Origin of the sequence: Streptomyces torulosus, assembly GCF_001419765.1 — a bacterium.
Classification (GTDB): domain Bacteria; phylum Actinomycetota; class Actinomycetes; order Streptomycetales; family Streptomycetaceae; genus Streptomyces; species Streptomyces torulosus.
In genome coordinates this window covers 23,360-30,867 of the sequence record NZ_LIRK01000439.1, presented here as the reverse complement: position 1 = coordinate 30,867, position 7,508 = coordinate 23,360, and the positions used below count along the sequence as shown (strand labels likewise).

At 70.2% G+C, this 7,508-nt stretch carries 7 protein-coding genes; 3 read left to right on the top strand and 4 right to left on the bottom strand.

What is annotated here, in order from left to right; translation table 11 throughout:
* Positions 1 to 72 precede the first annotated feature (72 nt).
* Entirely contained in the window at positions 73 to 1,308 is a 1,236-nt protein-coding gene (locus AOK23_RS28410; protein WP_079049752.1) for an IS701 family transposase, read from the top strand.
* A 129-nt stretch (positions 1,309 to 1,437) separates the two neighbouring features.
* Here AOK23_RS28410 and AOK23_RS28405 read toward each other — a convergent pair whose 3' ends face one another.
* On the bottom strand, positions 1,438 to 3,123 hold the full coding sequence (locus AOK23_RS28405) for an aldehyde dehydrogenase family protein (RefSeq protein ID WP_240496601.1): 1,686 nt from the start codon (positions 3,121 to 3,123) through the stop codon (positions 1,438 to 1,440).
* A gap of 5 nt (positions 3,124 to 3,128) precedes the next feature.
* Positions 3,129 to 4,175 (bottom strand): histidinol-phosphate transaminase, encoded by a 1,047-nt coding sequence (hisC, locus tag AOK23_RS28400; protein WP_055715469.1) that lies wholly within the window; start codon positions 4,173 to 4,175, stop codon positions 3,129 to 3,131.
* Positions 4,176 to 4,502: 327 nt separating this feature from the next.
* Here hisC and AOK23_RS28395 point away from each other — a divergent pair, with 327 nt between their 5' ends.
* Entirely contained in the window at positions 4,503 to 5,117 is a 615-nt protein-coding gene (locus AOK23_RS28395) for a hypothetical protein (protein ID WP_055715468.1), read from the top strand.
* A 120-nt stretch (positions 5,118 to 5,237) separates the two neighbouring features.
* Here AOK23_RS28395 and AOK23_RS28390 read toward each other — a convergent pair whose 3' ends face one another.
* Both AOK23_RS28390 and AOK23_RS51525 read right to left on the bottom strand, forming a co-directional pair.
* Positions 5,238 to 6,080, bottom strand: a complete 843-nt coding sequence (locus tag AOK23_RS28390) for a cupin-like domain-containing protein (RefSeq protein WP_169800342.1) — start codon at positions 6,078 to 6,080, stop codon at positions 5,238 to 5,240.
* Between the two features lie 60 nt (positions 6,081 to 6,140).
* The gene (locus tag AOK23_RS51525) at positions 6,141 to 6,263 is read right to left on the bottom strand and encodes a hypothetical protein (protein ID WP_276205765.1); all 123 of its coding nucleotides are present in this window, start codon (positions 6,261 to 6,263) and stop codon (positions 6,141 to 6,143) included.
* 495 nt (positions 6,264 to 6,758) lie between these two features.
* Here AOK23_RS51525 and AOK23_RS28385 point away from each other — a divergent pair, with 495 nt between their 5' ends.
* Entirely contained in the window at positions 6,759 to 7,505 is a 747-nt protein-coding gene (locus AOK23_RS28385; protein WP_079049750.1) for a hypothetical protein, read from the top strand.
* Positions 7,506 to 7,508 lie beyond the last annotated feature (3 nt).

Below are 7,508 nucleotides of genomic sequence, written 5' to 3'. Positions count from 1 at the left end.
TCTCCGACTCAGGTCACTAGTAGTGCTTCGTTACGTTGAGTGATCTCGTCTGGTCGTGGGTAGCTTCCCGGAGTGAGGTTGGGGGAAGTGGAGCGGCTCCGGGGTGAGTTGGCGGAGTTCGTTGGTGATGTGTTCGGGTCGTTGTCGCGGCGGGATCAGCGGCGGTGGGGTGAGTGTTATCTGCGGGGCCTGATGCTGGATGGCCGGCGCAAGTCGGTCCAGCCGATGGCCGAGCGGCTGCCGGACGGGAACATGCAGGCCCTGCAGCAGTTCGTGAACCAGTCGCCGTGGGATCCGCTGCCGGTGCGGCGGCGGATCGCCGAGCGGCTGTCCGAGGTGATCGCGCCTGAGGTGTGGGTGATCGACGATGTGTCGTTCCCCAAGTGCGGCAAAGCGTCGGTGGGGGTGGCCCGCCAGTACTGCGGAGCGGTCGGGAAACGGGCGAACTGCCAGGTCGCGGTCAGTGTCCATGCCGCCACCGACACGGCCTCGTGCCCGCTGGAGTGGCAGTTGTATCTGCCGCGTGAGTGGACGGACGAGCCGGACCGGTGCCGCAGGGCAGGAGTCCCCGGCGACGTGGTGCACCGGGAGAAGTGGCGTCTCGCGCTCGGCCTGCTGGACTCGCTCGCCGAGTGGCAGTTGAAGGCGCCGGTCGTGGTCGCCGACGCCGGCTACGGCGTCAGCACCCCCTTCCGGCTCGGCCTTGAGGAGCGAGGGCTGTGCTATGTCCTGGCCCTGACTGGGAAGGAAGTCGCCCACCCGGAGGATGCCGAGCCGCACCAGCCCGCTTACGGCGGGCTGGGGCCGCCGCCCCTTGCCCGCTACCGCACCCCACCACGAGCCGTCTGCGTCCTCGCGGCACAGGCGGTTGCGCAGCGGTTCACCGAGGTGAGGTGGAGGCAGGGCAGCAAAGGCGCGATGACCTCACGGTTCGCGGTCCTGACGGTCCGCCCCGCGGGCAAGCAGTCCCTGGCCGCAGCTCAGGAGGCGGGCGGCGGCCGCAACCGCTGGGACGGCGTCCTGCCCGTCCAGACACTCCTCGTCGAATGGCCGGACGGACAGGACACTCCGACCGGTTACTGGATATCGAACCTGCCCGCCACCACCCCGGTCGCTGACCTGGTGCGGTGGGCCAAGATGCGCTGGCGGATCGAGCACGACTACCGCGAGCTCAAGCATGGCCTCGGCCTGGACCACTTCGAGGGCCGCACCTGGCGCGGCTGGCACCACCACGTCACCCTCGTCACCGCCGCTCAGGCCTTCCTCACCCTCAGGCGGCTCGACCCAAAAGTCCGCACACCGGCCTGACCCTCTACCAGGTCCTCGACGTTCTTCAGGACCTGCTGAGGTGCTGGACCGGTACCTGCACCACCTGCGGACGCCCCCTGCCCAACCAACGAGGCCGCCGCAGACAGGGCAGAACCTAACGAAGCACTACTAGGCGCCGACGAGTTCCTCGGGGGCGTGCACGGGCGGGCCTACGGCAGTGGCGAGGCGGCCGCGCGAGCGCACCACCCGGAACCGTCCGGTGACGAAGTGCGCGCCGCCGCCCGGCGGTTCGGGCGCGGCTGAGGAGGGGTCGGCCGGGAGGTCGTCGGCGAGGTTCTCCACCAGGTGGACCCCGGTGTCCAGCGCCGCCGCCTCGGTGGCCGCCAGCACCAGCGGGTCGGTCGAGTGCACCGAGGCGAACAGCGCACCGTGGCGGCCGACCGTGCGGCGGAAGATCTCCAGGCTGTGCGAGGTCGAGTCGGTGCCCACCAGGAAGGAGACCGGTCCGGGCCACTCCCGGGTGTAGACCTGCTCGTCCCGCGCCCCCAGCCGGACCAGGAGCGGGCTGCGCAGGTCGGCGCCGGGATGGCCCGGATGGTGCAGCGTCCCGGAGGCGTGCACCACCGCGCCGTGTCGCGCGGCCTGCGTCAGTCCCGCGCGCACCTCGTCGTCGACGATCGCGCCCAGCAGCCTCGCCACGCGTGCCGGGTGTCCGAGCAGCCGGTCCACGGCCTCGCCGAGGTCGGCGCCGAGGTCCCGGAGGGTCTTGTGCCCCTCGTCGGTCGCGATGCCCGCTGCCGGCACCAGGATGTTCTGTGGTGTCGTACGGACCGTTCCGCTGCACAGGCACAGGGAGAGCGCGAGGCCGCGCACCAGACCGCGGTAGTCCTCGGTGGAGTCGACGACCACGGTGTTCAGCCCGGTCCGGTGGGCGAACACGGCGGCTTGCCGGGCGTGTTGCTCCAGCCAGTCGGCGAACCGGGCCGGACCGGTGAAGTCGACGATGCGCACCGCCGGGTCCGTGGCCAGGCGCTGCCGCAGGGGTTCCCCGGGTTTCGCCACCGCCAGGGTGACGAGGTCGGGGTCGTGTCCGGCCTCCGCCAGCACCTGTCGCGCGATGCGCACGGTGATCGCCAACGGCAGCACGGACCTGGGGTGCGGGGCCACGATCACCGGGTTGCCCGTCACCAGGCTGGCGAAAAGGCCGGGCCAGCCGTTCCAGGTCGGATGCTCGGGGCAGCCGACGAGCAGCGACACACCGCGGGGCGCCAGACTGCAGGTGCCTGCCACTGCCAGCGGTTCCTTGCTGCGGCGCGGGCTCTCCCAGTGCAGGTCCGCGGGAACGCGCTCCGACTCGGCGAACGCGCGCGCCACCACCTCCAGTGCGCGGTCCTGGGCGGGCGGCCCGGCGGCTCGGAACGCGGCCGCGAGGGACCGGCCCGTGGTGTGGTGCACCGCGAGTGCCAGCTCATGGCTGCGGGTGTTCAGCCGACGCAGCATCTCCACCGCCACCCCGGCCCGTTGGTACGGCCCGGCGGCCCGCCAGCCGGCCATCGCCCGGCTGGCCGCCGCCACCAGCACCGCGGGGTCGCACCGCGGATAGCCGATGTCCATGGCGACCCCGTACGGTGAGGACTCGGTGCACACCCGGCCGAGTTCACCTGGCTGGCCGAGCTCGAAGGCGCGGCCCAGCAGCGAGCCGAACACCTTCTCCGCGGTCCGTGCCGACCTCATGCCCGTATTGGTGCCGTCTCGCCCCACGCGGGTGAACGGTGCGCAGCACTCGCCGGCCGTCACGGCCCGTACCGCCTGCTGGAGCAGCTCGCGATGCCGTTCGTACGGCCCCACGCGCATGGCCGTCAGCCTCTCCAGCTCGCGGCGAGCGCGAGCAGGGCGTCGTTCTCCGCCCGCAGCCCGAGCGTCACCCGGACGCCCTCGTCGACGAACGGGCGCACGACGACATCGCCACCGAGGCAGTGCAGGGCGAAGTCCCCGCTGTCACCGGCGAGCGGCAGCCAGACGAAGTTGGCCTGGGAGTCGGGGACTTCGAAGCCGAGGTCACGCAACCGCCGTGTCACCCGCTGCCGTTCGGCGACCGTGAGGGCGGCCCGCCGGGCGACCTCCGCGTGCTCGCCGAGGGCGACCACCGCCGCTTCCTGGGCGAGCGCGCTGACGCTGAACGGGATCTGGGTCTTGCGGACGTGCGCGGTGATGCCGGGCTGGCCCACGCAGTAGCCGACCCGCAGCCCGGCCAGGCCGTACGCCTTGGAGAAGGTCCGCAGCACCACCACGTTCGGCCGGTCGCCGAGCAGAGCGAGGGCGTCGGGGACCTGCTCCGGGTCCGCGTACTCCCGGTACGCCTCGTCGACGACGATCAGTACGTCCTCCGGCACCCGGTCCGCGAAGTCGCGCAGCGCCTGTTCGCCGAGTGCGGTGGAGGTGGGGTTGTTGGGGTTGCAGACGAAGACCAGCCGCGTCCGGTCGGTGACCGCCTCGGCCATGGCATCGAGGTCCAGCCCGTGCGCCCGCAGGGGGACCCGCACCGCGGTACCGCCCGCCACCGCGGTGAGGATCGGGTACGCCTCGAAGGACCGCCAGCCGAAGACGACCTCGTCGCCGGGTCCGACGACCGAGTGCAGCAGCTGTGCGCAGACCTCCGAGGAACCGGCGCCCAGCGCGATCCGCTCGGTCTCGACGTCGTGGTGCTCGGCGAGGGCCTGGACGAGTGCGACGGCGCTCAGGTCGGGATACCTCGACACCCCGCCGGCCAGTTCCGCGAGCCTCGCGGCGACACCGGGCAGCAGCCCGTACGGGGACTCGTTGCTGGCCAGCGCGACAGCACCGGGCATTCTGCGGCCCGGGACGTAGGCGGGCAGCTGGGCCAGGGACGAACGGACACGCACCATGCTCGACTCGCTTCTGCAGCGGCGTGGGCCGGAAGCCGTGCCTCCGGGCACTTGACAGGAGAATCGTGGACAGCAATCGACAATCGTTCAACCAATTGGGAAATCAGGCGACAAACTGCCGGTCTTCCCCATCTGTACCGGCAAGTAGTCGCGCCGCGCCCCCGTCGGACTCGCCCTCACAAGACGGACGGCCCGGCCCGGCAGGCCTGTGTTGATCACAAGTCGGCCACATGCCCCTTCCCGGTCCCCCGGCCGCCGCCCGCTCCGCGAAGACTGCCCCAGTCCGCGAGGCCGCTGACGCCTCGCCCGCACCGATCGAGGGAGACCATGTCCAGGCCCCAGCTCGCCCACGGGTCGTTGACGTCACTGGCGGCGGCTCTGACGCTGCTGACAACCGGCTGTGCGGGAAAGGCCGACGGCGCACGGGCCGACGGCGACACGTGCCGAGCGGACGGCGGCTGGTCGGCCGAGAAGCAGGCTCGGTGGCTGCGCCCGGCCGTGTCGTTCCCCGACGGGGCCGCGACCGAGGACGCGGCGGTGGTGATCGGTTCGCCCACCGGCGAGCCCCTGTGCGAACCGATCACGGTGCAGGTCCAGTTCTGGGAGGCCACCGCCACGACGGCGGGGACGGACCTGAGGTCCGTCCGGCGCGTCCGCATGACCGCCGATGGAAGCAGGCCCCGGACCATCCTCTTCCCCGCGGGCCTCTCCCCGACGGAACGCGACGGCTGCACCGGCGTCCTCATGGCGGCGTACCCGGGCGTCCCCCTGAAGCAGACCGAACTCCCCACCGCCGCTGCCCGCTTGACGCCCGCCTCCACCACGGCGGACACCGCGTTCGGCACCAGCCGAGTCGCCGCCCGGCATCTCCTCCCGCCGACGAAGGCGTGCGGAGCATCCGGGGGGCCGACACCGAATCCGTGGGGCGGCGACCATCCGTGACCCACGTGACCGAGCGGGGCTTCCAGGATCAGTGCGCCATGCGTATCCGAAGGGAGGGGGGAGCCGGCGAGCCGGGGCGATCGGCTCGGCGGCGTTCTCCATGCTCATGACGTACCCGCCTCACCGGTGCTGAGCGCCGGGGCGATCCGCATGGCAGGTGCAGTTGCCCGGGCTGAGCAGCCCTGCGCGATGCAGTGTGTCGCGGAGTCGGACGCGTGCCCAGAGGGAGGTCACTCGCATCGTGGAGCCGAAGAAGCCACTGAGGAGGATGCCTGCGCTGAGGTTGACGACCTCGTGCCACCAGCGCGCCGGGACGTAGAGCACATCGCCTGGTTCGAGATCCACGGCGAAGAAGTCGTCGCTGGTCGCCGAGTCGGCGGCGGCCAGCTCGGCGATGCCCACATGTGACAGCCGTGCCCAGGCGTCGTACTTGGCGGAGAGCGCCCCGGCGCGTTCGACGGTGCCGGGGCGTGCCAGGTAGAAGCGCTTCCTTCCCCTGATCTGGACGGCGAGATTGTCGAGCAGGTCGTGGTGCAGGCCCGTGCGCGACCGGGCAGGTCCGATCCAGGCGCTGCAGGACGTGAGGGAGCCACGCGGAAACATCTGCTCGTGCCTCAGATCGCCCCGGAGCCCGGGGAACCGCTTGAGCAGGTCGAACTCCTTCAGGTAGGTCCGATCGTCCCTGTCGGGGGACTCCCCTGACAGAGAATCCCCCGTCAGGGAATCCAGGTATTCGCCCAGCGTCGACTCGGTGAATGCCGTGTGGTTCTTCTCCCTGTTGCCCTGGACGAGTTGCACCGGCAGCGACGGGGCGAGGGAGGCGATGTGACGGAACGACCAGGTGCTGACAGCCGGCCAGTTTGAGGCCATCTGGCGAAAAACCGCCGGGATCTCACTGCGCAGGTGGGCCATGGGTGTGCCCGTGACCGCCGGCAGTGGTCGAAAGTCTGATGCTTCTGTCACTTCTTCCAGCTCCTTCCGGTTGTTCGCTGGGGCCGTGCGGTCACCCGCGTGCCGCAGCCGTCAGCAGCCCGAACACGGCGGCCGTCCGAGGCTGCCGTCCGAGGCGGCACGGTGTCCGACGGCGTCGCACCGCTCGATGAAGCGGTTCGCGGCGGGGTCCAGCAGGGCCAGGTGCTCGGGCACGTTCGCCGTCCGGGCCGAGACCGGGGCGCTCGAAGGCCCGTAGTCGGCGCGGTACGAGTATGGGCACCGGCAGGTTGGACTGCCCGGGGTCCCCTGCCTGTCCGCCCGCCCAGCATGCCGCCGAAGTTGAGGCCCCGACTCCAGGGCACGTACTCGCGCCGGAACCATTCCTTTCGCCGCGCCAGGTGTCGGTCGAGGCCGGCCTCCACAGCCGGTTCCAGGTCCAGCAGCAGTCACGGGCGACGGAGGGCGCCGGCCGAGAAATCCAGGGCAGGCGTGACGCCACCCGAAGACTACCTGCGAATTCCCCTCGGACGGGAGAACGTAATCGGGATCACTTTCGGTACAAACTTCGAGTGAATACGGAATTTCGAACGTGAACCCGAGGTGAACCACTCATGCACAAAACTCACCCAAAGCAACCTAGGGCTTCCCGAACGATCGGTCGGCCGACATGATCGAGATGTCACCGATTCGGTCTCCAGGAGAGAAAACATGACCATGGCCAGTCCGCGCCGATCGGTCCAGAACCACCCCGACAGGGAATCCGATACCCCCTCGGACTCCATCGAGGTCCGTTTTCTGCGACCGGGCGATGTCGAGGCGCTCATCACACTGGAGAAAGCGAAGTGGGACCAGGACCAGGCGGCGGACCGCACAGAACTGGCCGCCCGCATCCAGGCGTATCCACGGTTGAGCATAGGGGCGTTCGAGACGGGCGGGACGGCCCTGGCCTCGTTGTTCATGAAGCCGATCACGACCGAGGAGTTGGACTCGGCAGCCACCTGGGCCGACTGCGCCCGGGTGGAGACGCCCCATCCGAAAGCCACCGGATCACTCTTCGGAATCAGCCTGAGCAGTGTCGACGCGGACGCGGTGACCGCCATATTCGAGTTCTTCTGGCCGCACGCGCTCAAACACGGCTGGCGGGACATCTATCTCGGCTCCCCGATGCCCGGTCTCCAGGCCTGGAGGCGCACCCATCCGGATATCCCGGCGGACTTGTACATGCATGAAAAACGTCACGGATTTCCCCGCGACCCGCAGCTACGCTATTACCACAACAAGGGTTTCAAAGAGATCGTGGCCTGCAAGCCCGGATATTTTCCGCACGCCGCCTCACTCGATTACGGAGCCGTACTCCGCGGACACATACCGCTGTCCGCCGGTGCTCCGCTGTGGCGCCTTGTCCCGCTGCCGTGGCTGAACTGGATGCGGCGGCTCCTTTTCCGGCTGGTGTAGGCG

Bases quoted from the DNA above. Each gene is read 5' to 3' on its own strand.
- AOK23_RS28395 (WP_055715468.1), top strand. From the start codon at position 4,503: ATGTCCAGGCCCCAGCTCGCCCACGGGTCGTTGACGTCACTGGCGGCG.
- hisC (WP_055715469.1), bottom strand. From the start codon at position 4,175: ATGGTGCGTGTCCGTTCGTCCCTGGCCCAGCTGCCCGCCTACGTCCCG.
- AOK23_RS28405 (WP_240496601.1), bottom strand. From the start codon at position 3,123: ATGCGCGTGGGGCCGTACGAACGGCATCGCGAGCTGCTCCAGCAGGCG.
- AOK23_RS28385 (WP_079049750.1), top strand. From the start codon at position 6,759: ATGACCATGGCCAGTCCGCGCCGATCGGTCCAGAACCACCCCGACAGG.